This is a genomic window from Zafaria sp. Z1313 (assembly GCF_050563205.1).
Classification (GTDB): domain Bacteria; phylum Actinomycetota; class Actinomycetes; order Actinomycetales; family Micrococcaceae; genus JAZDCJ01.
Genome location: NZ_JBNWUK010000003.1, coordinates 151,288 through 177,472 on the forward strand (window position 1 = coordinate 151,288; position 26,185 = coordinate 177,472).

Consider the following 26,185-nt stretch of genomic DNA (forward strand, 5'->3'; position numbering starts at 1 on the left):
CTACTGCACGGGCGGGGCCAGCGGGTTGCGCAGCGTCCCCGCGTAGACGAGGCCGCCGACCGTGTCCGCCAGGTCGAGCATCTGCTGGTTGTTGCGCAGCTGCAGGCGGTTCAGGCAGGACAAGCGGAACTCCGGGGCGAACAGCCCGAGCGCGTCGAACTCCGCGGCCAGCTCCGGGTGCCGGTCGCGGTAGGCCAGCAGGCGCCCCCGCGCGACGCCCCAGAACTCCTCCTCGTCCAGGAGCCCCTCGGCCGCGAGCAGTGGGGCGAGGAAGCGCAGGAAGCAGTCGAGGACATCGGTGAAGATCGTCATGGGGCGTTCCTCGTCGGGCGCGTCGACGCGGATCCGCTCAACCGCCTCCGGAAGGGGCATCCGGTCCCCGAGCACGGCGACTTCCTCGGCGAGGTCCTTGTGCAGCACGCGCACGGGGACCCCGTCCCGCAGCACCAGGATGACGTTCTCGCCGTGCGGCATGAACGCCAGGTCGTACGCGATGAGGCAGTGCACGAGCGGGACGAGGTAGGCGTCGAGGTAGCGGGCGATCCACTCGGCCGGCTCGAGCCCCGAGCGCCGGACGAGCGCCGCGGCGAGGGACCGGCCCTCGTGGTCCACGTGGAGGAGCGAGGCCATCGTGGCCGGCGACTCGTCCGGGCCCAACCGGTCGGCAGGGGACTCGCGCCACAGGGCCGCGAGCATCTTGCGGTAGGGCGAGCCGCTCGTCGTCGCCGCCTGGAACAGCGGGTTCTCGTAGCCGACCGCCGCGACCTCCTGGAGCAGTTCCACGCCGCGCTCCGCCAGCTCGGTATCCGCGTCCACGATCCCCTGCAGCCATGCGTTGATGGCCGGGGTGGCCTCCATGTACTGCGCGGAGAGGCCGCGCATAAAGCCCATGTTCAGCACGGACAGGGCCGTCTTGACGTAGCGCTTCCCGGGCGCGGAGCGGTTGAAGAACGTGCGGATGGACTGCTGCGGCTGGTAGAGGTCCCTCCCGGATCCCAGATGCACGAGGTGGCGGCGGGCGACGTCGTTCGCGAACGCCACCGCGAGCTTGTTCCGCCACTGCCACGGGTGCACGGGGAGGTAGAGATAATTGGACGCGTCGTGCCCCGTCCCGGCGAGCGCGCGGCGCAGGACGGCGTCGAACGCCGCGAGCGTGTCCCGCCCGAGCTCCTCGGCGAGCAGGGCCCGGTGGTCCAGCCCGGCCACGGCGGTGTAGCGGCCGCGGGAGGGGTGGATCGCGAGCCAGTCCAGCACGACGGCGGCGCCGGCCTCGGGCGCGTAGTCCAGGTAGTCGTCGGCGCCGAGCCCGATCCGGCCGTTGTTGGCCACGAAGCAGGGGTGCCCCTCCGTCATCGCGGCCTCGATCCGCTGGAAGTCGGCGACGGGATCCCCGGACCCGGCCGCGAGCTCCGCGGCCGTGGCCGTGGAGTGCAGCTGCTTGTAGCAGTGGCTGGACAACGTGCTGCCGATCTCTTCGAGGTAGGTGGGCAGCTGCTCGTCCGCGATCCCGAGCGCCGACTGGAACCGCACCACGAACTCCTGCGCGTCGACGTCCGCCGGCCCGGCGCCGTCCTCGTGCACCAGGCTCGCGGGGTCGACGCGCCAATGGTCCAGGGCGTGCCGCGTGGCGGCGAAGCGGTAGCGGTGCGGGCCGGACTCCAGGACCCATTCCGACGCCGGGGCAGCCCTCCGGGTGCCGCCGGGGCCCGGGGTGCCGGGAGCCGTGGGCGCGGCGGTCGCGGGGGAGGCGTCCGCGGGGACCGGTTCAAGGAGGCGTTCGTGGCTGAACTCGGCGATGGCCTTGGCGACGACGTGGCGGTTGGCGGCGGCCCAGCGCTGCGGGTCGAGGTGGGCGGCGAGGGTGGACGGTCCGCGCGTCGCGGCGGCGAAGCCGTCCCGCGTGCACAGCGAGAGCAGGGCGCGCTTGGCCGGCTGCCCGTCGGCGGCCGGGAGCTCGATCCGCTCGAGGGGCCGGAAGCCGAGGCGGGCGTTGAGCGCCTGCACGGCGGTGTTCCGGGCGTCGGGCTCGACGACGACGCGCAGCACGCCCGGGTCCGCGAACACGTGCTCGAGGGAGGCCCTCATGGCCCGTTCGCTGAAGCCGGCGACCGGCGCGTCGCCGGGGGCGGGGAGCAGGAGATGCAGTCCCGCGTCGCCGTCGCGCCATGCGTAGCGGCCGGCGAGGGGAGAGCGTTCCGGGCGGTAGCGCTCCAGGAGGAAGGCGTCGGCCCCGTCCAGGCGCCCGATCAGGGCGTGGTGGTGGGGGTCGGCGTCGATCCGCCGGTACTCCGCGCGGACCTCGTCCACGGACGCCTGGGGCATGCCCCAGAAGCGGGCGTGCTCCGTGGCGATCCACGCGTGCAGCAGGGCCGCGTCGGCGTCGGGGTCGACGGCTCGGAAGGCGCCGGCCGCGGGCGGCGTGGCGTGGGGGGACGGTGCGGATCCGGCCGCCGTCACCGGATCGACGGCGGGGCCCGGGGTGTCCGGCGCGGCGTGCTCGAGCGTGCTGCTGGTCATCGGGTGGCCTCCTGGAGGTCGAAGTCGAGGGATTCAAGGGGGTCGGGCGCGGCGTCGACCGGCGTGCCGAACTCCTGGAAGGCGATCCGGCGCTCCACCGCGAAGTGCTCCCGCCCGGAGAGGCGGTTGAGGATCACGGAGTTGCGGTAGGCGCCCATGCCGAGGTCCGGGGCGGTGAAGCCGTGCGTGTGCAGCTCGGCGTTCTGCACCAGGACGTCCCCGTGGACGCCGGCCGAGTAGCCGCGGTCCACGTCGAGCCGCCCGTCCGGCAGCCGCCGGATCCGCTCCCCGATCCCGGCCAGGAACTCCGGCTCGCGGTAGGAGTAGCCCGTCGCGAGCACCGCGGCGTCCGCGCCCAGGGCGTGCGCCCCGCCGTCGTCCTGGTTCCGCAGCGCCAGGCGCAGCCCGCCCGGGCCCGGCTCGAGCGATTCGAGGGCCGTGGAGGCCATGAGCCGCACGCCGGCGGCCCCGTCGACGCTGCGCTGGTAGAGCAGCTCGTGGATGTGGTTGACCAGCTCCGCGTTGATCCCCTTGAAGAGGCCCTTCTGGCCGGCGGCGAGGCGGTCGCGGGTGCCCTGCGGGAGCCCGTGGAAGTGGTCGATGTACTCGGGCGAGGTCATCTCGAGGGTGAGCTTGGTGTCCTCGAGCGGGAAGAAGCGCTCCGAGCGCGTCACCCACGCGAGCTCCTGCCCCGGGCCGAGCCCGGCCAGCAGTTCCGCGAAGACCTCCGCGGCGCTCTGCCCGGAGCCGACGACGGCGATCCGGCGCGCGGACGCCAGGCCCCGGCGTCGTGCGCGGTATTCGGAGGTGTGGAACGCGGCGCCGGAGGCGAGCGCCGCGGGGGAGACCACGGACGGGACGTGCGGCTGCGTGCCCGTGCCGAGGACCAGGCTCCGGGCCCGGATGCTCCGCGGGCCGTCGGCCGTGGCGAGCTCGAGGACGTAGGAGGCGCCGTCGTGGGAGCAGCCGGCGACCCGGTGGCCGAAGCGCACCGCCGGCAGGCGGGAGGCCGCCCAGCGCAGGTAGCGGTTGTACTCGGCGCGCAGCGGGTAGAAGTCCTCGCGGATGTAGAACGGGTAGAGGCGGCCCGTGTCCTTCAGGAAGGCGAGGAAGGACAGCGGGTGGGTGGGATCGGCCATCGTCACGAGGTCCGCCATGAAGGGGACCTGCAGGTGCGTGCCCTCGAGCATCATGCCCGGGTGCCAGTCGATCCCCTCGGCGGCCTCGAAGACCTGCACGTCGAGCCCCGGAACGGAGCCGGCCAGGGCCGCGAAGCCCAGGTTGAACGGTCCGGCGCCGATGCCGGCCGCGTCGAGGATGCGTGCGGCGCTCATGCCCGGCCCCCGTCCGTGGCAGGGGCAGCGGGTGCGGCGGCAGGATCGGCGCCCCGCGCCAGGAGGGCGCCGTGGGCGAGCACGGCGTCGAGGATCGCGTCGACGTCGTCGGCCGTGGTGCGCGGATTGAGCAGCGTGAGCTTGAGGTGGCGGCGGCCGTCGACCGTGGTCGCGGCGACCATCGCCTCGCCGGAGGCGTAGAGCGAGGCGCGGACGGCGTCGTTGAGCCGGTCCGTGGCCTCCTCGCCGAGCCCCGGCGGGGCGTAGCGGAAGACGACCGTGCTGAGCTGGACCGGAGCCGCGAGTTCGAGGAGCTCCTCGGACCGGACGCGCTCGCCGGCCGCGGAGGCGGTCTCGAGCAGGACATCGAAGAGCGTGCCGATGGCCTGCGTGCCCAGGGACCGCAACGTCACCCAGAGCTTGAACGCGTCGAAGCGGCGGGTGGTCTGCAGCGACTTGTCGACCTGGTTCGGCGCCGCCCCGGCCTCCGCTGCCGGGTTGAGGTACTCGGCGTAGTGGGTGATGTGGGCGAAGTCGGCCCGGTCGCGCACCAGCAGGGCGCTAGATCCGATCGGCTGGAAGAAGGACTTGTGGAAGTCCAGGGTTACGGAGTCTGCGGCCTCGATGCCCGTGAGCATGCCCCGGTGCCGCTCGGAGGCCAGGAGCCCGCAACCGTAGGCGGCGTCGACGTGGAACCACACGCCGTAGGCCCGGGCCTGGGCCGCGGACTCGCGCAGCGGGTCCACCGCACCGAAGTCGGTGGTGCCGGCGGTCGCGACGACGGCGAGGGCGCGCGTCCCCTCCTGCTCGCCGCGGGCGAGGGCGGCGCCGAGGGACTCGGCGTCCATGCGGTGCTGCGCGTCGACGGGGACGGCCGTCACGGCGTCGTCCCCGAGGCCGAGCATCGAGGCGGCGCGGCGGATGCTGAAGTGGCTGTCCGCGGACGCGTAGATCCGCAGGTCCGCGAGGCGCTCGGGCAGGCGTCCGGACAGGCCCGCGACGGCCCGGTTGCGGGCCATCAGCAGCGCCTGGACGTTGGACTGCGTGCCGCCGCTCGTGAAGATCCCGTCCGCGTCGGCGCCGAGCCCGGCGAGCCCGGCGGCCCAGTCCACGAGCCGGCGTTCGATGAGCGTGGCGCCGGCGCTCTGGTCCCACGTGTCCATGGAGCTGTTCAGGGACGTGACCACGGCCTCCGCCGCCACGGCGGGGATCGCCACGGGGCAGTTCTAGTGCGCCGCGTAGCGCGGATGGTGGAAGTAGACGGCGTCGCGCAGGTACAGGTCCGCCGACTCGGCGAGCGCGGCGTCGGTGCTGCCGAGCGGGGCGTCGGCGAGGGACCCGGACGTGGGCGCCAGCGGGGCACCGGGCGTGGGCGCCAACGGGGAGTCGGGCGTGGGAGTGTGGATGGACATGCGTCTCTCCTGGGGGATGGGGAGCAACGGCGAGGTTCTTGACGCATCAAGTAAGCCTTGCCTAATACGCCGACATTAAAGGCACGCGCAGCATCCCTAATACAAATAATGTAATCTTCTTCACGCTTTGCGTTCCGGGGTTGCGGCGCCCTGTACGGGCAAGACCACCCTGCTGCGGCTCGTCGCCGGCGAGCTGGCACCCACGGCCGGCCGCGCGCGGACCCAGGCGCCGGCGTCGTACCTGCCCCAGCGCCTGACCCTCGACACGGAGCGCACCGTGGCCTCGCTGGCCGGCATCGAGGGCGTCCGCCGCGCCCTCCACGCCGTGCTCGCCGGGCGCGAGGAGGGCTTCGAGGCGAACCTCGAGGCCGTCGGCGACGACTGGGACATCGAGGAACGGGCCGTCGCCGCCCTCGCCTCCTACGGGCTGCCCGCGACCGGACCGGAGTTCCTGGACCGCACCGTCGGCACGCTCTCCGGGGGCGAGGCGATGATCGCCGCGCTCGCCGGACTCGAGCTCGCCGGGCGGCCCATCACCCTGCTCGACGAGCCCACCAACAACCTCGACCGCGAGGCCCGGCACCGCCTCTACGCCGCGATCGAGCGCTGGAAGGGCACCGTGCTGGTCTCGAGCCACGACGCCGAGCTCCTGCGCCGGGTGGACGCCATCGCCGAGCTCCGCCCGGACGGCCCGGCGGCCGCGCACGGCGCCGTCCGGCTCGTCCACCACGGAGGCGACTGGGACCACTACCTCGCGGTCCGGGAGGCTGAGCGGGACCTCGCGGAACACCGCGTCCGCGACGCCGCCGCGGCCCTGGCCGCCGAGAAGCGGCAGCGGATCGAGGCGGAGACCAAGATCGCCCGGCGGGCCCGGCAGGGCCGCCAGGCCGGCGAGTCGCTGCCGAAGATCCTCGCGAACGAGCTGCGCAAGCGGGCCGAGGAGAGCGCCGGGAAGATGCGCGGCCTCCAGGGCTCCCGCGAGGCGGACGCCGCGCGCGGGCTGCAGGAGGCTCGCGACGCGGTGCCGGAGGACGCCGCGATCCGGATCGAGCTGCCGGGAACCCGGGTGCCGGTCGGGCGGACCGTCCTCGACGCCGCCGTGACGCCACTGCCGTCGGCGGTGGTGTACGACGACGGGGCTCCCCTTCCGCCCGGCGCCCGCCTGGTGCTGCGCGGACCGGAGCGGGTGGCCCTGACCGGCCGGAACGGGAGCGGGAAGACGACGCTGCTGGCCGCGCTCGCCGGCGCGGCCGCCGTCCCGTTCGGGTACCTGCGGCAGCGGATCGACGCCGTCGTCCCAGACGCTGGCGGGGCCGTGGGTGGGGCCGTGCGCGGTGCAGGCGCGGAGTGGGCGGGGCTCGACGACGAGGCGAGCGTGCTGGACACCGTCCGCGCGGCGGCACCCGGTGCGCCGCCCGGGGCCGTGCGCGAGCAGCTCGCCCGCTTCCACTTCCGCGGCGCCCGTGTGGAGCAGCCGTGCGGACAGCTCTCCGGAGGGGAGCGGTTCAGGGTGGCCCTGGCCCGGATCCTTCTCGCGGACCCGTCGCCGCAACTGCTCCTGCTCGACGAGCCCTGCAACAACCTGGACCCGGTCTCCGTGGACCAGCTCGTCTCCGCGCTGGGCGCCTACGCCGGGGCGCTTGTGGTGGTGAGCCACGACGACGCGTTCCTGGAACGGCTCGGGCCGCTGCGGCGCTGGGAGCTCGCGCCGCACGCCGCGGAGGAGGGGTGACCCGGCGGCGACGTCCCGACCGCACGGAGGCTAGAACCTCCGGGCCGTCTCCACCACCTCGTCCGGCGCCGGCTGCCCGAGCTCTTCGTAGGTGCGGAGGACCTTGCGCGCCCGCTCCAGCTTCAGGCGCTCCTTGGGGCTGTTCTCGATGCGCTGGTCTGCCGGTCCGAAGATCGAGAAGCCCAGGTACTGCAGCCGCCAGCGGACCCGGTAGCCGCGGGTGAGCCCCGTCGTGTCCGTGACGATGGGCAGGGGGGTGTCCGGGTTGGGGGTCATCGGTTCCTCGCTGGAGAGTCGGCTCGAGGGGCGCATCAGGCGCTCCTCCAACAATAGATTGTACACAAATCATTTGTGCGCAAAGTAAATAGCTCGACGACATCCGGAGGGCCAATCGATGGGACGATGGGAACGTGCGCTCGACGGGAGGCGGAATGACGGTGGAAGAGGAACGCGTGGACGACCTGGCGCTGGAACGCCAGTTGTGTTTCGCGCTGTCCGTGGCGTCGAGGAACGTCGTGGCCGCCTATCGGCCGGTTTTGGATCCGCTGGGACTGACGCATCCGCAATACCTGGTGATGCTCGCGCTGTGGGGGGAGTCCCCGCTCACGTTGAGGGAGCTGGGCGAGCGCCTCCAGCTTGATCCGGGAACGTTGTCCCCGCTGCTCAAGCGGTTGGAGGCCTCCGGATACGTGGAGCGCAAGCGCCGCCCCGAGGACGGGCGCGCCCTCGCGGTGGTCCCCACGGTTGCGGGAATCGCGCTGCGCCGCGACGCCGAGCGCGTTCCGGTGGAGATGATGCGCCGCCTCGGCATGTCCGTCGAGGAGCTGGCCTCGTTGCATCGGCTCATGAACCGCTTGGCCGAGGCCGCCCGGCGCACCCTGTAGGCGGGAGCGCCGGGCAGGCCGTGCCGGCGAGGAGTGCCGCGCCCGCAGCCGGCTACCAGGCGGAGGCGACGAGCTCGCCGAACAGCTCCTCGGGATCGTGCTCCAGTCCGCGCGCGGCGAACCAGCCGCACATCGTGCGGCAGTCCCGGGCGAGCAGCTCCATGCCCTGCGTGTTCCCGGCCAGGTCCACGAACTGCGGCAGGTCGATCACCACGAGCCGGTCGCCGGCGGCCAGGACGTTGTAGGGGGAGAGGTCGCCGTGGGCGAACCCGAGCCGCGCGAACGCGCGCATGGCCTCGAGCAGCTGCTCCCAGTACCCGGCCAGACGGGCGGCATCCGGGGTGGTCTGCTGCAGGCGCGGGGCCGCTGCCCCCGGGACCTCCGGATCCTCGATGAACTCCATGAGGATCTCGGTGCCGCAGATCTGCACGGGATAGGGCACGGGCGCGCCGGCCTCGAACGCCATCCGCAGGTAGTTCCACTCGGAGGAGGCCCAGCGCCCGGCCTCCACGAGGCGGCCGTAGCTGCTGCCGGTCTTCAGGGCGCGCGCGTCGCGGGAGCGCCTGACCGAGCGGCCCTCGTTGTAGGCGGAGGAGCGGTGGAAGAGCCGCTGTTCCGGGGTCCGGTAGCGCTTGGCGGCCAGGATGGCGCGGCGTTCGGCGGTGGCGCGCTCGATCAGGAACACGTCCGCCTCCTTGCCGGTCTTCAGGACGCCGAGCTCGGTGTCGATCGCGGCGGCGTCCTCGAGGACGAACTCCGGGTAGGGCGCGGGGCCGCGCATGAGCTTCTCGAGACCGGGCCAGGTGGACCAGCGCTGGTCGGGGCCCAGGGCGTCGTCGAGGACGTTCCATTCGGCGCTCCGGTCGGGCCGGGGCGGGCGGGTACGACGCCGGGGCGCGGCCCCGTCGTCGTCTGCGGTCCTGTCGGTGGTGCGGAGGGTGGATTCGAAGGAATCGGGGTGCTGGAAGTCAGCGGGGATCTTCATGGGTGGTTGAACTCCGGGTGAGGGGAAGGACGGTGCGGGCGTGGTGCACGGCAAAGACGCTCATCGTGTCCTCCTCTGTTCGGGTCCAACGGGTGTCGTCCCAGTGAACCACGAGCGATTGGGATTGGTCAATGAGTGCCCGGGGGGCTGTCCGCCCGGGCGTGCGCCTGCTAGTGTTGTGCGGGATTACTGACCGATCGTTCAGGAGGACGCGTCGACGATGACCACCCAGACCGAGCAGCCCGCAGCACTTGTCCCCAGCTACGTCCAGGACGCGTGGTGGACCCCCGCCAGCGGCGACGGCGCCGCGCTGGTGCTGGACGCCAACACCGGCGAACGGCTCGCCGCCGTGAGCGCCGACGGACTCGACCTCGGCGCCATGGTCCACCACGCGCGCACGGTCGGCCAGCGCGAGCTCGGGGCGCTCACCCTGCACGAGCGCGCCCTGCGCCTCAAGGAGCTCGCCCAGTACCTCAACGGCCGCCGCGACGAGCTCTACGAGATCTCCTACAAGACCGGCGCCACCAAGATCGACTCGATGATCGACGTCGACGGCGGCATCGGCGTGCTGTTCACCTTCTCCTCCAAGGGCCGCCGCGAGCTGCCCAACTCGAACGTCATCGTCGACGGCGCCGCGGAGCCGCTCTCCCGCGACGGGTCGTTCCTCGGCGGGCACATCTACACCCGCATCCCCGGCGTCGCGGCGCAGATCAACGCCTTCAACTTCCCCGTCTGGGGCATGCTGGAGAAGTTCGCCCCGGCCTTCGTCGCGGGCGTGCCGACGATCGTCAAGCCCGCGACCCCGACGGGCTACCTGACCGAGGCCGTCGTGCGGCTCATGGTCGAATCCGGCCTGCTGCCGGCCGGATCGCTGCAGCTCATCTCCGGGTCCGCCCGCACGCTGCTGGACGTGCTCGACTACCGCGACCTGCTCTCCTTCACCGGTTCGGCCTCGACGGCGAATTCGCTCAAGTCCCACCCCAACGTCATCGACGGCGGCGTCCGCTTCACCGCCGAGACGGACTCGCTCAACGCGGCGATCCTCGGACCGGACGCCGTCGAGGGCACTCCGGAGTTCGACGCCTTCATCAAGTCGGTCGTCACCGAGATGACGGTCAAGGCCGGCCAGAAGTGCACCGCCATCCGCCGCACGATCGTCCCCGCGGGACTCGAGCAGGCCGTCGTCGACGCGATCGGGGCGCGCATCAGCCAGCGCGTCGTCGTCGGCGATCCGCGGGCCGAGGGCGTCACGATGGGCGCGCTGGCCTCGCTCGAGCAGTTGCGCGACGTGCGCGGCGCCGTCGAGGCGATGCTCGCGGCCGGCGGCGAGCTCGCCTACGGCACGCTCGACGCCCCCGTGGTCCGCACGGCCGCCGGAGCGGAAGAGGTCGTCGACGCTGGCGCGTTCATGTCTCCGCTGGTCCTGACCTGGGACGACGTCGAGAACGAGTCCGTGCACAGCCGCGAGGCCTTCGGCCCGGTGACCTCCGTGATCGGCTACGCCGACCTGGACGACGCCGTCCGGCTCGCGGCCAAGGGCGCGGGTTCCCTCGTGGCGACCGTCTGCACGAACGACCCGGAGGCCGCGCGCGCCCTGACGGTCGGGATCGCCGGCCACCACGGCCGCGTCCACGTGCTCAACCGCGAGACCGCCCGCTCCTCCACGGGCCACGGCTCCCCGGTGCCGCACCTGGTCCACGGCGGCCCGGGACGCGCCGGCGGTGGCGAGGAGCTCGGCGGCATCCGCTCCGTCAAGCACCACATGCAGCGCACCGCCGTGCAGGGTTCGCCCAACATGCTCACCGCGCTCACGGGCGTGTGGCACGCCGGCGCCGACCGCATCGTGGCCGGGGCGGAGGAGTTCGGCGCCGAGGCCTCGAACACCCACCCGTTCCGCAAGTCCCTCGCCGAGCTGCGGATCGGCGACGCCTTCGCGTCGGGCCTGCGCGAGGTGACGCTCGAGGACATCACGGCTTTCGCACAGGAGACCGGCGACACCTTCTACGCGCACACCGACGCCGCCGCGGCCGAGGCGAACCCGTTCTTCCCGGGCATCGTCGCCCACGGCTACCTGCTCGTCTCCTGGGCCGCGGGGCTCTTCGTCGAGCCGGCGCCGGGACCCGTGCTGGCGAACTACGGGCTCGAGAACCTGCGCTTCATCACCCCGGTCCCGGCCGGGGACTCCATCCGCGTCACCCTGACGGCCAAGCAGATCACCCCGCGCGTCACCGACGAGTACGGCGAGGTCCGCTGGGACGCCGTCATCAACAACCAGGACGGCGAGATCGTGGCCACCTACGACGTGCTCACGCTCGTCGAGAAGGAAGACACGACCTACGCGGACTGGGCGAAGTAGCCCGGAAGGCCGGCCCGGAAGGGCCCGGGAACGACGGCGGGGCGGCACACCAGGTGCCGCCCCGCCGTCGTCCGTCCTCCTCCCGGAGGGCGGCGCGCTAGTAGGCCTTGACCCGCTGCTCCACGATGAGGTGGACGAGCGCGAACACGCCGTCCTCGTCGATCGCCTTCAGGGCGGCGTCGACGGCCGCCGGGACGTCGTCGTCCGCCTCCACGCGGATGCCGAAGCCACCGAACGCCTCCGCCATCTTCGCGAAGTCCGGGTTCCTCAGCTGCGTGCCGGACACGCGCTCGGGGTAGTCGCGCTCCTGGTGCGTGCGGATGGTCCCGTACTCCTGGTTGTCCATGACCACCACGAGCGGCGTCGCCCCGTACTGCGCGGCCGTCGCCAGCTCCTGGCCGTTCATGAGGAACTCGCCGTCGCCGGCGATCGTGACCACGCGGCGGCCCGGGGAGGCCAGCGAGGCCGCGATCGCCGAGGGGATCGAGTAGCCCATGGAGCCGTTGCGCGCGCTGATCATCGTCGCGTAGCCGTTGGTGGGGAAGTAGCGGTGCGCCCAGTTCGTGTGCTCTCCGGCCCCGAAGGTCACCATTGCGTCCCGCGGCAGGGTCGGTACGAGGTTGGCCATGAGCGTCGCCATCTTCGCCTGCCCGCCCTGCGGGGCCGCCGGGGGCAGCGCCGCGAACGCCTCCTGCTCGCCGCGCATGCGCGCCGTCCACTCGCGCCACGAGTCCTTCACCGGCAGGTCCATGCGCACCAGGTCGCGGACGAACACGTCCGGCTTGGCGACGATCTGGTAGGACACCGGGCCCGAGCGGCCGCGCAGCGAGGGGTCGATCGTGACCAGGAAGTTCTTCTTCTCCCAGTTCTGCCGGATGTTGAAGCCGTCCGTGATGACGTCGCCGGGGACCGTGCCGACGAACACGAGCAGGTCCGTCTCCTCGAGCAGGTCGTAGGTGGGCTTCGGGCGGCCGTAGCCGATCGGGCCCACGTAGGACGGCGAATCGAAGGGGACGGTGCCCTCGCAACGCCACTCCGCGGCCGCCGGGAGGTCGTGCTCCTCGAGCCACTGCGTGAACTCCGCGGCGCCCTCGGTGGTCCAGTCGTTGCCGCCGAAGATGAACAGCGGCTTGTCCGCCTCCTTGAGGGCGTCGTTGAGCGCCTTCCAGTCCGTGACGGTCATGCCGCCCGCCGCGACCGGGATCTGCGGGTGGATCTCCGCCGAGACCCGGTGCTTGATGATGTCCTCGGGCAGGCCGACGACGACGGGGCCGGGCCGGCCGGACATCGCCGCGAACATCGCCTCCGCCACGACCTCGGACGCCCGCTCGGCGTGGTCCAGGATCATGACGCGCTTGGCGCCCGTGCCGAACCAGGCCTTCGGATCGAACTCCTGGAAGGCCTCCTTCTCGCGGTGCTCGAACGGGATCAGGCCCACGAACAGCACCATCGGCGTCGAGTCCTGCCAGGCCGTGTGCAGGCCGACGTGGGCGTTCGCGGCGCCCGGGCCGCGCGTGACCATCGCGATGCCGGGGAGCTGGTTCATCTTGCCGTCCGCCTCGGCCATGTAGGCGGCGCCGCCCTCGTGGCGGCAGACGATCGTGTCGATGGGGGAGTCGTGGAGGCCGTCGAGCACATCGAGGTAGCTCTCGCCGGGAACCACGTAGCTGCGCTTGACGCCGTGGGCCACGAGGGTGTCGACGATGACGTGGCCGGCGGACTTCAGGCCGGCGTCGGTGCCGGACTCGGTGGGCGCGGTCGCGGTGTCAGTCATGGAGTCATCTACTTTCGCCATTGAAATTCGAATCCCTGGGGCGCACCGGGCCGGGACGCACGGTGCCGCCAGCGTTCAAGGTACCCGACGCCGGGCGCTTCCGCGCAGTCGCACGTGACGCGCAGGGTTCACAGACGTGCGCGGCGTCACGCCCCGCCGTCGTCCCCCGCGAGCCGCGCTCAAGACGGCAGCTGAGTGGATCCTGTTGCGCAGAAAGGCGGGGGTCAGGTGGTGTAGGGGCTCGGCGGGTAGGCCTCGTCCGCGGCGGCCGGGGCCGCCTCGGCCGGGGCCGGGCGCCAGGCCCACCAGCCGTAGAGGGCGGCGAAGAGCTGCAGCACGAGGGCGCCGAGCGTGGCCAGGGCGGGCTGGTTGGCGAAGAAGAGGGCGATGAATCCGGCCGAGGCGGCCGCCACGGCGAGCCACGCGGCACGGATCCCGTGCGCGATGCCGACGAATCCGGCCGTCACGACGGCGCCGAGCGCCGCGTTGGCCCACAGCCCCCACGCGGCGGGGGAGAACGCGAGCCCGCTCGTGAGCATCTGCCCCAGGCCCAGTGCAGTGAACGCCAGGACCAGCGCGACGCCCCACGCGACGGCGCGCGCGGACGCACCCCGGACGCGGACGTCGCGGCCGAAGCGGCCCGCCGTCGGATACTTGGAGAAACGCCACAGGCCGTAGGCGGCGACGGCCATGAGCGGCAGCGCGTGGACGAGGTCCGCGTAGGTGTAGAGCAGGGCGATGGTCAGGGGGCCGGCGAAGACGGACAGGACCTTCGCCCACCAGCCCAGGTCGCTGCGGACGGCGAGCAGCACGAGCGCCAGCCCGGAGAGCACGGTGCTCAGGGCGGAGAGGGACACGATCATGGCGGTGCTGGTGCCGGGCACCTGCCCGAAGAGGTCGAAGAAGAGCTGATCCACGGAAAACCGACTGCCTTGGGGAGCGGGGAAAGGGGCGGAACGATCCTACCGGTTGCGGCTGTGAACGCCGTCCAGCATCATCCGGATCGCGTTCTCCTCCACCTCCGCGGCCGTGACGGGGCCGTCGGGCCGGTACCACTCCACGACGGAGTTGATGGTGCCGAACAACAAGCGGGAGATCGTCCGCGGGTCGATGTCCCGGCGCAGCGATCCCTCCTCCTGGGCCTTCACCACGAGCTCGGCGACCTGGCGGTCCACCGCGCGGCGCCGATCGAGCGCCGTGCGCTCGATCTCGGTGTTGCCGCGCAGGCGCAGCAGCAGGGTCACGAACGGACGGCGCTCGATCAGCACGCGGATCGTGGAGCGCAGGATGAACTCGAGCCGCTCCTCGGCCGTGCCGGTCAGCGCGCGCTCGTCCTCGCCGATCGCCTCGAGGGGAACGAGGGCCTGGTCCAGGGCGAGCCGCAGGAGCTCGCCCTTGGACGGCACGTGGTGGTAGATCGCCGACTTCGAGATCCCCAGGTTGTCCGCGAGCGTGCCCATCGAGGTGGCGTCGTAGCCGTACTTGTTGAAGACCTGGACGGCGACGTTCAGGACGGAGTCCTGGTCGTAGCCGGGCCGACCGCGTTTCGCGGCGGGCTGCTCAAGGGATCGGGGCATGGCGTCGATTCTTCCACGAACCGCCGGGCTACTTGTCGCGCAGGTCGTAGATGCGCTTGAGCTTGCCCACGGAGCGCGGGAGCGATTCGGGGTCCACGACGTCGATCCGGCAGCTCGAGCCGACGTGGATCTTGATGAGCTTCTGCAGCTCCCGGGCGGCCTCGCCGGCCCGCTCGGACGTGCAGTCGTCGCGGCGCTCGATCTTCACCGCGAGCTCGTCCATGCGGTTCGGCCGGGTGATCTCGAGCTGGAAGTGCGGCGAGAGCCCGTCGACCTTGAGCGCGAGCTCCTCGATCTGGGTCGGGAAGAGGTTCACGCCGCGCAGGATGATCATGTCGTCGCTGCGGCCCGTGATGCGGCCCATGCGGCGGTGCCCGGCGCGGGCGGTGCCGGGGAGCAGCCGCGTGAGGTCGTGCGTCCGGTAGCGGATGATGGGCAGCGCCTTCTTGGTCAGCGAGGTGAACACGAGCTCGCCGTGCTCGCCGTCGCCGAGGACCTTGGACTCGTCGAACGCGTCGATGATCTCGGGGCGGAAGTGGTCCTCCCAGATGTGGCTGCCGTCCTTGGTCTGGTTCGACTCGCCGGCGACGCCGGGGCCCATGACCTCGCTCAGTCCGTAGATGTCGCACGCGTCGAGGTCGAACATGACCTCGAGCTCGTGGCGCATCTCCTCGGTCCACGGCTCGGCGCCGAGCACGGCGGTCTTGAGGGAGGTCGAGCGGGGGTCGATCCCGGCGCGCTGCATGGCGTCGCCGATCGTGAGCAGGTAGGTCGGCGTGCACAGGATCGCGTCGGGCGCGAAGTCCTGGATCAGGGTGATCTGCTTCTCCGTCTGGCCCCCGGACATGGGGATCACGGTGGCGCCGAGGCGTTCGGCGGCCGCGTGGGCGCCGAGGCCGCCGGTGAACAGCCCGTAGCCGTAGGCGTTGTGGACCTTCCAGCCGGGCTTGACCCCGGAGAGGCGCAGGCAGCGGGCGCCGAGCTTGGCCCAGTCGTCGAGGTCGGAGCGCGTGTATCCGACGACGGTCGCGCGGCCCGTGGTGCCGGAGGAGGCGTGGATGCGGGCGACCTCGTGCTGGGGCACGGCGAACATGCCGAACGGGTAGGTCCGGCGCAGGTCCTCCTTCTCGGTGAAGGGGAACAGGGCGAGGTCGGCGAGCTCCTTGAGGTCGGAGGGGTGGACCCCGGCGGCGTCATACTTCTCCCGGTAGAGAGGGACGCGGTCGTAGGCGTAGGCGAGGGTCTCCTGCAGCCGCGCGAGCTGGATCGACTCGATCTGATCGCGGCTCATGGTCTCTTCCGGATCCAGGGGATTGGGAAGCTCGGTCTCGGGGACGGTCTGCGTCATCGCGGGGGCCTTTGCGTGCTGTGGCGGGTGGTGTGGTGGGTCCGGGGGAGTGCGACGCCGGAGGCTGGTCCTCCTCGGGCGCCACCCGGTGCCGGGGTGCTGGTGGCCCCGGCCTAGCGCTTGGGGACGGTCCGGGAACGGCCGCGGAACTCGGCGATGAGCTCGTCGTCGCCTCCCGGAACGGACTGCAGGATGCTGATGTCGTAGATCCCGCTGCGGCCGGCGGCGGCGCGGCGGTCGGCGACGGCCGTGAGGGTCCGGCCGGGGATGCCCGGCTTGAGGAAGTTGATGTCCACGCCGGAGGCGACGGTGATGGTGTCCTCCGAGCCGGTGTGGGGGTTGCAGGCCAGCGCGAACGCGGTGTCGGCGAACGCGAAGACCATGCCGCCGTGGGCGATGCCGAAGCCGTTGAGCATCTCGCGGCGCAGGGTCATCGTGATGGTGGCGTGCCCGTCGGCGACGCGGAGCACCTCGATGCCCATCCATTCGGAGGCGTGGTCGTTCTCGAGGATCGGGTGGACCGCGGCGGTGCCGGCGGACTCCTCCTGGAGCGTGGAATCAGCGTGTGTTCCGGTCATCCGGGCCTCCGATCAATAATTACCGAACGATCATTAGGTAATCCCGAAAGGTGATCCAAGTCAAGTCGCGGTGGCTACGTGAAGGGGCCCGGACGCGCGCGTCCGGGCCCGTTCAGGCGGCGTGTGCCGTGCTCAGATCCGCTCGACGGCCCCGAGCGCGTCGAGGACGAACGCGTAGTCCCAGGCCCGGTCCTTCCAGCCCTCGTAGCGGCCGGAGGCCCCGCCGTGCCCCCCGTCCATCTCGATCTTCAGCACCACGGGCTCGCTTCCCGTGGTCTCCTCGCGCAGCCGCTGCACCCACTTGGCCGGTTCCACGTAGAGCACGCGGGTGTCGTTGAAGCTCGTGACGGCGGCGATCCGCGGGTAGGGGACGGACGCGATGTTCTCGTACGGCGTGTAGGACTTCATGTACGCGTAGACGTCCGGGTCGGTGATGGGGTTGCCCCATTCCTCCCACTCGAGGGCGGACAGCGGCAGCTCCGGGTCGAGGATGGTGGTCAGCGCGTCCACGAACGGCACCTGGGCCACGACGGCCCGGTAGAGGTGCGGGGCCAGGTTCACAACCGCGCCCATGAGCAGTCCGCCCGCCGAGCCGCCCATGGCGGCGACGCGCCGCGGATCGGCCCAGCCGCGGGCGACGACGTGTTCCGTGACGGCGATGAAGTCGGTGAAGGTGTTCTTCTTGGCGAGCTTCTTGCCGTCCTCGTACCACGGCCGGCCGAGCTCGCCGCCGCCCCGGACGTGCGCGACGACGAACACGACGCCGCGGTCCAGCAGGCTCAGGCGCGGGATCGCGAAGGCGGGGTCCATGCTGATCTCGTAGCTGCCGTAGCCGTAGACGAGCGCCGGGTTGGTGCCGTCCGCTTCCACCCCGGCCCGCCGCACGATGCTGACCGGGATCCGCGTGCCGTCGGCCGCAACGGCCCAGTCGCGCTCGGCGACGTAGGCGGAGGGATCGTAGCCGCCCTTGACGGGGGTCTCCTTGCGCAGGGTCAGCGTCCCGTCGGCCAGCGCGTAGTCGTAGACGCGCGGCGGGACGAGGTAGCTCGTGTAGGACAGGCGGATGAGCGGGGAATCGTACTCGGCGTTGGCGAGCGAGCACGTGTAGAGCTCTTCGTCGAAGGACGGCTCCGCGGCCGGTCCCTGCCCGGTCGTGCCGAGCCCGGCGGCCGGGAGCACGAGGACGCGCTCGGTCGTGTCCTGCCGGACGGAGACCACGACGTGCGTGCGCGTCACGGCGGTTCCCTCCACCTTGACGTCGTCGCGGTGGGGCAGCACGGTCGCCCATTCCTGCTCGGCGAGCGGCTTGGCGAACTCCGCCGAGGGGACGAGCGAGACCATGTTGTTCACGGCGTCGCGGTTGTGCGTGAGGAGGTAGGCACGCCCGTCCGGGGTGTCGAGCGGGTCCATCCCGTGCAGGATCCGCTCGTCGCGGGAGAGCAGGAGCCGGGGCGCGGACTGCGGGTCCACGAGGTCGAGCGAGTGCGTCTCCGAGTACTCGGAGTTCCCGACCGAGATGAGCAGCTCGCGGCGGTCCGGAGCGAGGTCGAACCCCGTCCACATTCCCGGGTCGTCCTCCTGGAACACCACCTCGTCCTGTTCGGCGGGCGTGCCGAGGACGTGGACCTTGACCTGGTGGGGGCGCCAGGAGTCGTCCACCACGGTGTAGTAGATCCGCGTCCCGTCGGGGGAGAAGGCGAGCCCGTAGAAGACGTTCTCGATCTCGTCGGCGAGGAGCTCCCCGCTGTCCAGGTCCTTGAAGCGCAGGGTGAAGCGCTCGTCGCCGGCGTTGTCCTGCGCGTAGGCCAGCAGGGTCCCGTCCTCGGTCACGGCGAGGCCGCCGAGGGAGAAGAACGGCTTGCCCTCGGCCTCCGCGTTGCCGTCCAGGAGGACCTGCTCGCCCTCGAACGGGACGCCCGGTTCGACGACTGGCGGCGTCCAGTCGGCCACGGGGTCGCCCGAGTCGGCGGCGGCGACCCGGCACTGGACCGTGTACTGCCTGCCCTCCTCCGTGCGCGTGAAGTACCACCAGCCGCGCTTCCGGGCCGGAACGGAGAGGTCGGTCTCCTCCGTGCGCTCCTTGATCTCGTTGAACACGGCGTTGCGCAGATCCTGCTGGTGGGCCGTGACGGCCTCCATGTAGGCGTGCTCGGCCTTGAGGTGCTCGACGACCTCCGGGGATTCCTTCTCGCGGAGCCACTCGTAGTCGTCCACGAAGGTCTCGCCGTGGTGGGTCCGCTCGACGGGGGCCTTCCGGGCCACGGGCGGCTGCGGCACTGCACTGGATTCGCTCATGCCACCCATTGAACTCCATGCCGGCCGGCGCGCGCGGCCTGTTCGCCCGGAGCGTGTCCGCGTGCCGCCGCCCGGAAGTGCGAGGATGGGCGCATGTCTTCCGCGTCCCGTTCCCCCGCCGGCCCGGGCGCCGGCGCCACGCAGACCATCGCCGGGGCCTGGCGCTCGGTCCTGGACTACGCGCCCCGCTACCTCGGGTTCCAGCGCGCCTGGGCGCGCCAACCCGGCGTCCAGGTGGCCGCCGCGCTCGACGGCGAGCCGCTGGGCGGCTTCGCCGTGGGCTTCGCCGACCTGGCCGGCCGCATCCCGCTCGAGACCGGCCACCTCTTCCGCGTGGCCTCCCACTCGAAGACCTTCACGGCCGTCGCCGTCCTGCAGCTCGTCGAGGCCGGGGCCCTCCGGCTCGACGACGCCGTCGCGGAGCACGTGCCGGAGCTCGCCGGGACGGACGCGGGCGGGCTCCTGCTCGGGGACCTGCTCTCCCACTCCACGGGGATCGTCCGCGACGGCGCGGACGCAGACTTCTGGCAACTGCACCGCGCCTTCCCGGACCGGGCCGCGCTCGTCGCGGCCGCGGCGGCGGGGCGGATCGCGGGGGAGTACGAGCACTTCAAGTACACCAACATCGGCTACGGGCTCCTGGGGCTCGCCATCGCCGCCGCCTCCGGCACGGACTACCGCTCCTACGTCCGCGAGCACATCGTGGACCGACTCGGACTCGCCGACACCGGGCCGGACCTGGATCCACGCTCCGCGCGCGGACCGGACCACGGCGGCCTCGCCACGGGATACGCCTCGCTCGCCGCGGCCGGCGAGCCCTACGCGCTCGGGCAGCGCGTGCCCGTGGACCACGTCGACACGGGCGCGCTCGACGCGGCCACCGGCTTCTACTCGACCGCCGCGGACCTCGTCCGCTTCTTCTCCGCGCTCCTGCCTGCGTCGGACCCCGCCGCGGAGGGCTCCGGAGGCGTGGAAACGGCGGGAGCCGCTGGCGCCGGCCCGGACGCCGGCCCGGGTCGGCGTCCCCTGCTCTCCGAACGCTCGAAGCGGCGAATGCGCCGCCGCGTCGAGGACTCGGGGCTGCCCGGCCGCGGCTACGGGCTGGGGCTGATCCTCCAGGACGTCCACGGCACGCCGACCTTCGGCCACAGCGGCGGCTACCCCGGCCACATCACGCGCACGTGGGCGTGCCCGGGAACCGGGATCGTTCTCAGCGTCCTGGCCAACGCCGTCGACGGGCCGGCCGCTCCGTGGGGCGAGGCGGTGTTCGCCCTGGCGGCGCTCGCGCTCAAGGAGGCCCCGGCGTCGTACTCCGACGTCCCCGCCGAGGCGCTGGAGAGGTTCACGGGCCGCTTCGCGGGGCTGTGGGGCGTGCAGGACGTCGTCCTGCTGGGCGGCCGGCTCTACGCGCTGCCGCTCGCCGCGCTGCTGGACCCGGAGCACATCCTGCCGCTCGAGTTCGTCGACGGCTCGACGCTGCGCTCGCAGGACCCCAACGGCTTCGGAGGGTACGGCGAGGAGCTGTCCTTCGAGTTCGACTCCGCGGGCGCCTCCGCCATGCGCGGGCCCGGCGGGCTGCGCATGGTGCGGCAGGCCGACTACCGGCTGCCGGAGCGGATCACCGCCCCGGTCCCGGCGCCCGGCGGCTGAGCGCCCTCCCGGCCCGCGTCAGCCCTGCATCAGGTTCACGCCGCCCGCGGCGAGCAGGCCGAACGCGGTGCCCCACAGGATGATCGAGATGGTCTGCCAGAAGACGACGGCCTGGCGCGGCGTGCCGAGGGCGACCATGGCGAGCGAGGTGACCTGGCTCGGCAGGATCGTCTGGCCGAGCAGGCTCACGCCCGCCACGCCGTACTTGTTGAACATCGCCCGGAACCGCTCCTGGCGCCGCGTGGGCTCCTTGGGCTTGCGGCGCGCGTTGATCTTGTCGCCGAAGGCCACGAGCAGGAACATCGAGAGCCAGTTGCCGACCACCGCGGCGGCGATCGCGAGCGGGACGGAGACGCCGGCCAGCACACCAAGGACGGAGCCGAAGTAGGACTCGACGAACGGGATGGCGCCGGCGAACATGATCACGAGCCACTGCAGGGCCGGGGAGGTGCCGTCGGCGAGGGTCTGGAGCCATTCGATCATCGGGGGTTCCTTTCACGGCCGTCAGGCCTGGAGCGGGCGGCGCCGGCTCGGCGCCGGCGGGGCGGGCCGTGCGGCCCGGGCTGGTGCTTCCAGCCTCCCAAGCGCCGACCCGCCGCGGCCAGTGCCCGCGAGTCACCGCCCGTCGGGGGTGCCGTCACGGCCCGGGCATGACAACCGTCATGGTCCTAGGCTGGAGGGCATGAACGCGCTCAAGGACACCGCGCCGGCCGCCGCCGGGCATCCCGCCTCGGAACCGGTCCGCGGCGTGCGGGCGACGTGGATCTACACGCTCGTCTCGATCGTGTTCCTCGTGGCCGTCGCGAACTCCCTCACGCTTCTGGCGCTCCTCGGAGCGGATGCCGCGGGCGCCTCCGGCGACGGGCCCGTCTGGGCCGCCGCCGTCCTGCTGATCCTCTCGACGCTCACCACGGTCCGCTTCTGCTGGTTCCTGCGGGCGGGCCTCGGCCAGGGGCTGCCCGGCTCGTGGCCCGTCGCGGCGCTCTTCCTGCCGCCGGCCGCCCTCTGGATCCTGGGGCTGTTCCACGCGCCGCTCGCGCTCTTCGCGGCGATCCCCTGGTGGCTCGCCTGCTGCTGCGCGGCCGCGCTGCTCGCGCCCCGCGCCCGGTACCTGCTCCTCGTCGTCGGCCTCGGGCTGCTCGTGGTCCACGCGCCATTGGCGGGGCTCGTGGCGGGGCCGGCGGCCGTCCGGCTTCCGGAGGACCGCTCGCTCGTCATGATGGGCGTCTACGCCCTGTTCGTCCCGCTCATGGTCATCGGCAGCGTCTGGTGGTGGCAGGTCGTGGTCCGGCTCGAGGCCAGCCGCCACGAGTCCTCCCAGCTCGCCGTGGCGCGCGAGCGGCTGCGCTTCGCCGCGGACCTGCACGACATCCAGGGCCACCACCTGCAGGTCATCGCGCTGAAGACGGAGCTCGCCGCGCGACTGCTCCCGACGCGGCCGGACGAGGCGCGGCAGCAGATCGAGCAGGCCCAGGGACTCGCCCGCACGGCGCTCGAGGACACGCGCGCCCTCGTCTACGGCTACCGGCAGATCAGCTTCGCCGACGAGGTGCGCAACGCCGCCGACGTGCTCGCGGCCGCCGGGATCCGGTGCGCGGACTGGGTCGAGTCGCGGGGTCTCGGTACGGCCGAGCAGAAGCTGCTCGGGCTCGTGGTGCGCGAGGCCACGACCAACATCCTCCGCCACGCCGACGCCTCCCGGGCCTCCATCGCGCTGCGTCCGGAAGCGGGCGGCTGGCTCCTCGAGATCGCGAACGACGGCGTCGCCCGGCCCGCGCCGTCGGACGCGGACCCGCCGAGTGCGGCGCCGGGGACCGGGCTGAGCGGGCTCGCGCGGCGCTTCGAGGAGCGCGGCGGCCGGTTCGAGGCCGCGGCCGACGGCGGGTCGTTCACCGTCCGGGCCCTCCTCCCGGCCGGCCCGGCGGGCGGGGAGGAGGCGGCATGATCCGGATCCTCCTCGCCGACGACGAGCACCTGATCCGCGGCGCGCTCGAAGCGCTCCTGGGGCTCGAGGAGGACATCGAGGTCGTCGCGAGCACGGACAACGGGGCCGATGCCGTCCGGCTGGCCCGCGAGCTCCGCCCCGACGTGTGCGTGCTGGACCTGGAGATGCCGCCGACGGACGGGATCTACGCCGCGGAGGAGATCGCCCGGAGCGTCGCGACGCGCACCGTGATCGTCACGCGCCACGCCCGACCCGGCGTGTTGCGCCGGGCGCTCGCGAGCAGGGTCTCCGGCTTCGTCCCCAAGTCGACGCCGGCCGGGCGCCTCGCCGTCGTCATCCGCGACGTCGCGGCGGGCCGCCGCTACGTGGACCCGGACATCGCCGCGAGCGCGCTCTCGGGCGAGGCCTGCCCGCTCACGGCCCGCGAGCTGGACGTGCTGCGGGAGGTCCGCCGTGGAGGGACCGTGCAGGAGGTCTCGGGCCGCCTGCACCTCGCGGCCGGGACGGTGCGGAACCACGTCTCCTCGGCCATGTCCAAGCTCGGCGCGGCCACGCGGCAGGAGGCCGTGGAACAGGCGTGGGAGCAGGGGTGGATCTAGCGGAGCTGCCCGGTTCCGGCAGGGGACGGGGCCTGCTGGCGGAACGGCGGAGCAGGCGCTAGCCGCGCCGCGGCTTGACGATGGGGACTGCGTGGGTCGTGACGTCCTCGCGTTCCCAGCACTCGACGCCGTGCAGTTCCGGCAGGTCGCTCGCGACGAAGACGGGGTCCTTCCCGTCCCGGTACTGGGCCATATAGTGCTTGAGCAGCTTCAGGGCCGGTTTCGCGAGCAGTGAGATGGCGATGAGGTTCACGAGCGCCATGAGGCCCATGATGCCGTCGGCAAAGTTCCAGATCGCATTGACGGTGGCGATCGATCCGATGAACACGGCGGCCGTGGCCAGTGACCGGTAGACGCCCATGACGGTCGGATTGTCCGTCATGAAGCCCACGTTCGATTCGCCGTAGTAGTAGTTGCCGATGATGGAACTGAAGGCGAGCAGGAAGATGATGACCGCGAGGAGGATGGAAGCCCAGTTTCCGAGCGAGGAGGTGACGGCGGTCTGTGTCAGGGCGATGCCCCGTGATTCCCCGACCGGATCGGGGACGGAGACCAGGATGATGAACGCGGTAACGGAGCAGACGATGAAGGTGTCGAAGTAGACGCCGAGGGTCTGGACCAGTCCCTGCTTGACCGGGTGGGTCACCGAGGCGGTCGCGCCTGCGTTCGGCGCGGAGCCGAGACCGGCCTCGTTGGAGAACATGCCGCGCTTGATGCCCTGGAGGATGACCGTTCCGAGCCCGCCGCCGATGGCCGACTGGAAGTTGAAGGCCTCGGTGAAGATCAGGCCGACGACACGGGGCAGCTCTTGGACGTTGACGCCGACGATCACGAGGCCCAGGAGGATGTACAGGACGGCCATTGAGGGAACCAGGGATTCGGTGACGGTCGCGATGCGGCGGATGCCTCCGAAGACCACGAGGGCCGTCAACACGGCCAGTGCGAGGCCGACGACGATCGCGATCGAGGCGTTGGCCTCCTGGCCCATGGCGCCGGAGACGGACTGCGCGATCGTATTGGCCTGCAGCGAGCTGAAGGCGAACGGGAAGCAGACGATGAGGATGATGGCGAAGAGGATGCCCATCCAGCGGGCCTTGAGGCCGCGCTCCATGTAGTAGGCGGGTCCGCCGCGGTATCCGTCCTTTGTCCGGACTTTGTAGAGCTGGCCGAGGGTCGACTCGATGAAGCTCGAAGCGCCGCCGATGAAGGCCATGGTCCACATCCAGAACACCGCGCCGGGTCCGCCGACGGCGATGGCCGTGGCGACACCGGCCACGTTGCCGACGCCGACGCGGGACGCCGCCGAGACCGTGAAGGCCTGGAATGCGGAGATCGATTTCTTGTTGCCGTCCTCGTCGACGAGGGCCTTGTCGGTGAGCGTCTTGAGCATGTTGGGGATCATGCGGAACTGCACGACTCCGGTCCTGACGGTGAAGGACAGTCCGACGGCGAGGATCACCGGGATCATGACGTAGGTCCACAGCGCGTCGCCGCTGTCTGCGAGCCAGGTTTCCAGGGCTTCGTTCTCGAACAATTCCATGCGGTGGAGCGTACCCCACGGCCGTGTTGCGGGCCACGGATGCGCCGCGCGCGGGAATGTCCCGGGCCATGGACTCGGCCCCGGGCCGGGTCTACGGTTGACTCATCCGGCCAGGAGGGGGACGGGCGCCGGTCGTCGATCAGGCGAGGGGACAAGCCATGGGACTCTTCAGGACTGCGGGCAGGGCGGCCGTCGTGGGGCGCGTGGAGCGCCGCCAGCAGCAGCGCTTCGAGGACGGGGAGTTCCAGGCGGAGAAGGCGAAGGTCCTTGCCCAGTAGGGCCTTCGCGGCCGAGGACGACCGGGCCGCGGGAAAGGCCGCCCGGGCCCTCGTCCCGCGCCGCGCCCACGTCGCCTTCGGCGTCCCGCCCCGGGACCCCGTCGAGATCCTCGAGGCCCAGCACGCCACGCGCGATCCGGAGCTCGTGCCGATCCGGATCGGGCGCATGCTCGAGACCCCGTTCGCGTACTACCGCGGTTCCGCCGCCGTCATGGCGCACGACCTGGCCCGCGACACCGCGACCGGCTTCCACGTCGTGGCCTGCGGCGACGCCCACGCGGCCAACTTCGGCCTCTTCGCCTCGCCCGAGCGCCGCCTCGTGTTCGACCTCAACGACTTCGACGAGGCCTATCCGGGGCCGTGGGAGTGGGACGTCAAGCGGCTCGCGGCCAGCCTGTGGCTCAGCGGGCGCAACAACGGGCACTCCGAGGGCCGCTGCCGCGAGGCCGCCGAGGCGGCGGCGGGCAGCTACCGGACCTCGCTCGGCCGTCTGGCCTCGCTCGGCGCGCTCGAGCGCTACTACTTCCAGGTCGAGGCCGATGCCCTGCCGAAGATGGCCCGGCCCGCCGCACGGAAGGCGCGCGCCAGGACGTCGGAACAGGTCCTGGCGAAGCTCGCGACGGCATCCGACGGCGGCCGGGAGCGGATCGTCGACCAGCCGCCTCTCGTGCGCCACCCCCGGGTGCGGGACATGGAACGCATGGAGGGGCTCTTCCGCGACTACCGCGCCGTGCTGCGCCCGGACGTCGCCCTGCTGCTGGCCCAGTACGAGCTCGTCGACTACGCGCTGCGGATCGTGGGCGTGGGCAGCGTCGGGACGCGGTGCTTCATCGTCCTGCTGCGCGGTCCGCAGGGCGAGCCGCTGTTCCTGCAGGCCAAGGAGGCCGGCGCCTCCGTGCTGCAGACGCACGGCCGCGTCGCCGACGTCCCGTGGGCCGTGGAGCGCCAGATCACGACCCTCGGCCAGGGGAGGCGCGTGGTCGCGGCGCAGCGGATCCTGCAGGCGCAATCGGATCCGATGCTCGGCTGGGTCGCGGGAGTGGCCGGGGAGGACGGGCGCCGGCGGGACTACTACATCCGCCAGTTCCGCGACATGAAGGGCTCCTTCGCGCTCGAGCGGCTGACCGCGGGCGAGTCCGAGGAGTACGGGGCGGTGTGCGGCGCCCTGCTGGCCCGCGCCCACATCCAGAGCCCGGGGGCCGCGTTCATCGCCGGCTACCTGGGCTCCTCCAGCGTCTACGAGGAGTCCGTCGCCCGCTGGGCGCGGCGCTACGCGGACCTCGCCGAGGCGGACCACGCCGCGCTGGGGGAGGCCGTGCGCTCGGGGCGGTTGCCCGCGGAGACCGGGGTCTGAACCCGGCCGCGCGATTGACGCACGCCA

The 26,185-nt window shown here is 72.2% G+C and carries 21 protein-coding genes; 7 read left to right on the forward strand and 14 right to left on the reverse strand.

Going from position 1 to position 26,185, the window contains the following annotated elements:
* From ACQ3I4_RS05485 to ACQ3I4_RS05500, 4 genes are read right to left on the reverse strand one after another with little or no spacing between them, the layout of a single operon-like run.
* Window positions 1-2,517, reverse strand: a complete 2,517-nt coding sequence (locus ACQ3I4_RS05485) for a GNAT family N-acetyltransferase (RefSeq protein WP_430633019.1) — start codon at window positions 2,515-2,517, stop codon at window positions 1-3.
* A complete protein-coding gene (locus tag ACQ3I4_RS05490) occupies window positions 2,514-3,851 on the reverse strand; it encodes a lysine N(6)-hydroxylase/L-ornithine N(5)-oxygenase family protein (RefSeq protein WP_430633020.1) in 1,338 nt (445 codons plus the stop codon). The genes ACQ3I4_RS05485 and ACQ3I4_RS05490 overlap by 4 nt, the downstream gene beginning before the upstream one ends.
* On the reverse strand, window positions 3,848-5,068 hold the full coding sequence (locus ACQ3I4_RS05495; protein ID WP_430633021.1) for a pyridoxal phosphate-dependent decarboxylase family protein: 1,221 nt from the start codon (window positions 5,066-5,068) through the stop codon (window positions 3,848-3,850). The genes ACQ3I4_RS05490 and ACQ3I4_RS05495 overlap by 4 nt, the downstream gene beginning before the upstream one ends.
* 9 nt (window positions 5,069-5,077) lie before the next feature.
* Window positions 5,078-5,263, reverse strand: a complete 186-nt coding sequence (locus ACQ3I4_RS05500) for a hypothetical protein (RefSeq protein ID WP_430633022.1) — start codon at window positions 5,261-5,263, stop codon at window positions 5,078-5,080.
* Between the two features lie 127 nt (window positions 5,264-5,390).
* Here ACQ3I4_RS05500 and ACQ3I4_RS05505 point away from each other — a divergent pair, with 127 nt between their 5' ends.
* Window positions 5,391-6,995, forward strand: a complete 1,605-nt coding sequence (locus ACQ3I4_RS05505) for an ATP-binding cassette domain-containing protein (protein ID WP_430633023.1) — start codon at window positions 5,391-5,393, stop codon at window positions 6,993-6,995.
* A gap of 30 nt (window positions 6,996-7,025) precedes the next feature.
* Here ACQ3I4_RS05505 and ACQ3I4_RS05510 read toward each other — a convergent pair whose 3' ends face one another.
* Window positions 7,026-7,271, reverse strand: a complete 246-nt coding sequence (locus ACQ3I4_RS05510; protein ID WP_430633024.1) for a hypothetical protein — start codon at window positions 7,269-7,271, stop codon at window positions 7,026-7,028.
* A 155-nt stretch (window positions 7,272-7,426) separates the two neighbouring features.
* Here ACQ3I4_RS05510 and ACQ3I4_RS05515 point away from each other — a divergent pair, with 155 nt between their 5' ends.
* Window positions 7,427-7,879: a MarR family winged helix-turn-helix transcriptional regulator gene (locus tag ACQ3I4_RS05515; protein ID WP_430633066.1), complete on the forward strand. Its 453-nt coding sequence runs from the start codon at window positions 7,427-7,429 to the stop codon at window positions 7,877-7,879.
* Between the two features lie 52 nt (window positions 7,880-7,931).
* On the opposite strand, the gene ACQ3I4_RS05520 is transcribed toward ACQ3I4_RS05515, so the two are convergent.
* The gene (locus tag ACQ3I4_RS05520) at window positions 7,932-8,864 is read right to left on the reverse strand and encodes a serine protein kinase RIO (protein WP_430633025.1); all 933 of its coding nucleotides are present in this window, start codon (window positions 8,862-8,864) and stop codon (window positions 7,932-7,934) included.
* Between the two features lie 220 nt (window positions 8,865-9,084).
* Here ACQ3I4_RS05520 and paaZ point away from each other — a divergent pair, with 220 nt between their 5' ends.
* Window positions 9,085-11,220, forward strand: a complete 2,136-nt coding sequence (gene paaZ, locus ACQ3I4_RS05525; RefSeq protein ID WP_430633026.1) for a phenylacetic acid degradation bifunctional protein PaaZ — start codon at window positions 9,085-9,087, stop codon at window positions 11,218-11,220.
* Window positions 11,221-11,317: 97 nt separating this feature from the next.
* Here paaZ and ACQ3I4_RS05530 read toward each other — a convergent pair whose 3' ends face one another.
* The 6 genes from ACQ3I4_RS05530 to ACQ3I4_RS05555 form a co-directional block, all read right to left on the reverse strand.
* Window positions 11,318-12,994: a thiamine pyrophosphate-dependent enzyme gene (locus tag ACQ3I4_RS05530; protein ID WP_430633027.1), complete on the reverse strand. Its 1,677-nt coding sequence runs from the start codon at window positions 12,992-12,994 to the stop codon at window positions 11,318-11,320.
* A 224-nt stretch (window positions 12,995-13,218) separates the two neighbouring features.
* Window positions 13,219-13,911, reverse strand: coding sequence for a nicotinamide mononucleotide transporter (locus ACQ3I4_RS05535; RefSeq protein WP_430633028.1), 693 nt, complete (start codon window positions 13,909-13,911; stop codon window positions 13,219-13,221).
* 45 nt (window positions 13,912-13,956) lie between these two features.
* Window positions 13,957-14,571: a TetR/AcrR family transcriptional regulator gene (locus ACQ3I4_RS05540; protein ID WP_430633029.1), complete on the reverse strand. Its 615-nt coding sequence runs from the start codon at window positions 14,569-14,571 to the stop codon at window positions 13,957-13,959.
* A 28-nt stretch (window positions 14,572-14,599) separates the two neighbouring features.
* The gene (locus tag ACQ3I4_RS05545; protein WP_329861588.1) at window positions 14,600-15,919 is read right to left on the reverse strand and encodes a phenylacetate--CoA ligase family protein; all 1,320 of its coding nucleotides are present in this window, start codon (window positions 15,917-15,919) and stop codon (window positions 14,600-14,602) included.
* A 113-nt stretch (window positions 15,920-16,032) separates the two neighbouring features.
* Window positions 16,033-16,497 (reverse strand): hydroxyphenylacetyl-CoA thioesterase PaaI, encoded by a 465-nt coding sequence (paaI, locus tag ACQ3I4_RS05550; protein ID WP_329861586.1) that lies wholly within the window; start codon window positions 16,495-16,497, stop codon window positions 16,033-16,035.
* Window positions 16,498-16,629: 132 nt separating this feature from the next.
* Window positions 16,630-18,792, reverse strand: a complete 2,163-nt coding sequence (locus tag ACQ3I4_RS05555) for a S9 family peptidase (RefSeq protein ID WP_430633030.1) — start codon at window positions 18,790-18,792, stop codon at window positions 16,630-16,632.
* Window positions 18,793-18,885: 93 nt separating this feature from the next.
* Here ACQ3I4_RS05555 and ACQ3I4_RS05560 point away from each other — a divergent pair, with 93 nt between their 5' ends.
* Window positions 18,886-20,442 carry a serine hydrolase domain-containing protein gene (locus ACQ3I4_RS05560; protein WP_430633031.1) on the forward strand — a complete coding sequence of 519 codons (1,557 nt, stop codon included), beginning with the start codon at window positions 18,886-18,888 and terminating at the stop codon, window positions 20,440-20,442.
* Window positions 20,443-20,460: 18 nt separating this feature from the next.
* Here ACQ3I4_RS05560 and ACQ3I4_RS05565 read toward each other — a convergent pair whose 3' ends face one another.
* Window positions 20,461-20,925 carry a hypothetical protein gene (locus ACQ3I4_RS05565; RefSeq protein ID WP_430633032.1) on the reverse strand — a complete coding sequence of 155 codons (465 nt, stop codon included), beginning with the start codon at window positions 20,923-20,925 and terminating at the stop codon, window positions 20,461-20,463.
* Window positions 20,926-21,124: 199 nt separating this feature from the next.
* Between ACQ3I4_RS05565 and ACQ3I4_RS05570 the strand changes: the two genes are divergently transcribed.
* Both ACQ3I4_RS05570 and ACQ3I4_RS05575 read left to right on the forward strand, forming a co-directional pair.
* Complete coding sequence (locus ACQ3I4_RS05570) at window positions 21,125-22,387, forward strand: sensor histidine kinase (RefSeq protein ID WP_430633033.1); 1,263 nt, start codon at window positions 21,125-21,127, stop codon at window positions 22,385-22,387.
* Entirely contained in the window at window positions 22,384-22,986 is a 603-nt protein-coding gene (locus tag ACQ3I4_RS05575; RefSeq protein ID WP_329861580.1) for a response regulator transcription factor, read from the forward strand. Before ACQ3I4_RS05570 ends, ACQ3I4_RS05575 begins: the two co-directional genes overlap by 4 nt.
* Before the next feature lie 58 nt (window positions 22,987-23,044).
* Here ACQ3I4_RS05575 and ACQ3I4_RS05580 read toward each other — a convergent pair whose 3' ends face one another.
* The gene (locus tag ACQ3I4_RS05580) at window positions 23,045-24,526 is read right to left on the reverse strand and encodes an alanine/glycine:cation symporter family protein (protein ID WP_329861579.1); all 1,482 of its coding nucleotides are present in this window, start codon (window positions 24,524-24,526) and stop codon (window positions 23,045-23,047) included.
* 267 nt (window positions 24,527-24,793) lie between these two features.
* On the opposite strand from ACQ3I4_RS05580, the gene ACQ3I4_RS05585 reads away from it, so the two are divergent.
* Window positions 24,794-26,158 carry a DUF2252 domain-containing protein gene (locus tag ACQ3I4_RS05585; RefSeq protein WP_430633034.1) on the forward strand — a complete coding sequence of 455 codons (1,365 nt, stop codon included), beginning with the start codon at window positions 24,794-24,796 and terminating at the stop codon, window positions 26,156-26,158.
* The last annotated feature ends 27 nt before the right edge of the window (window positions 26,159-26,185 follow it).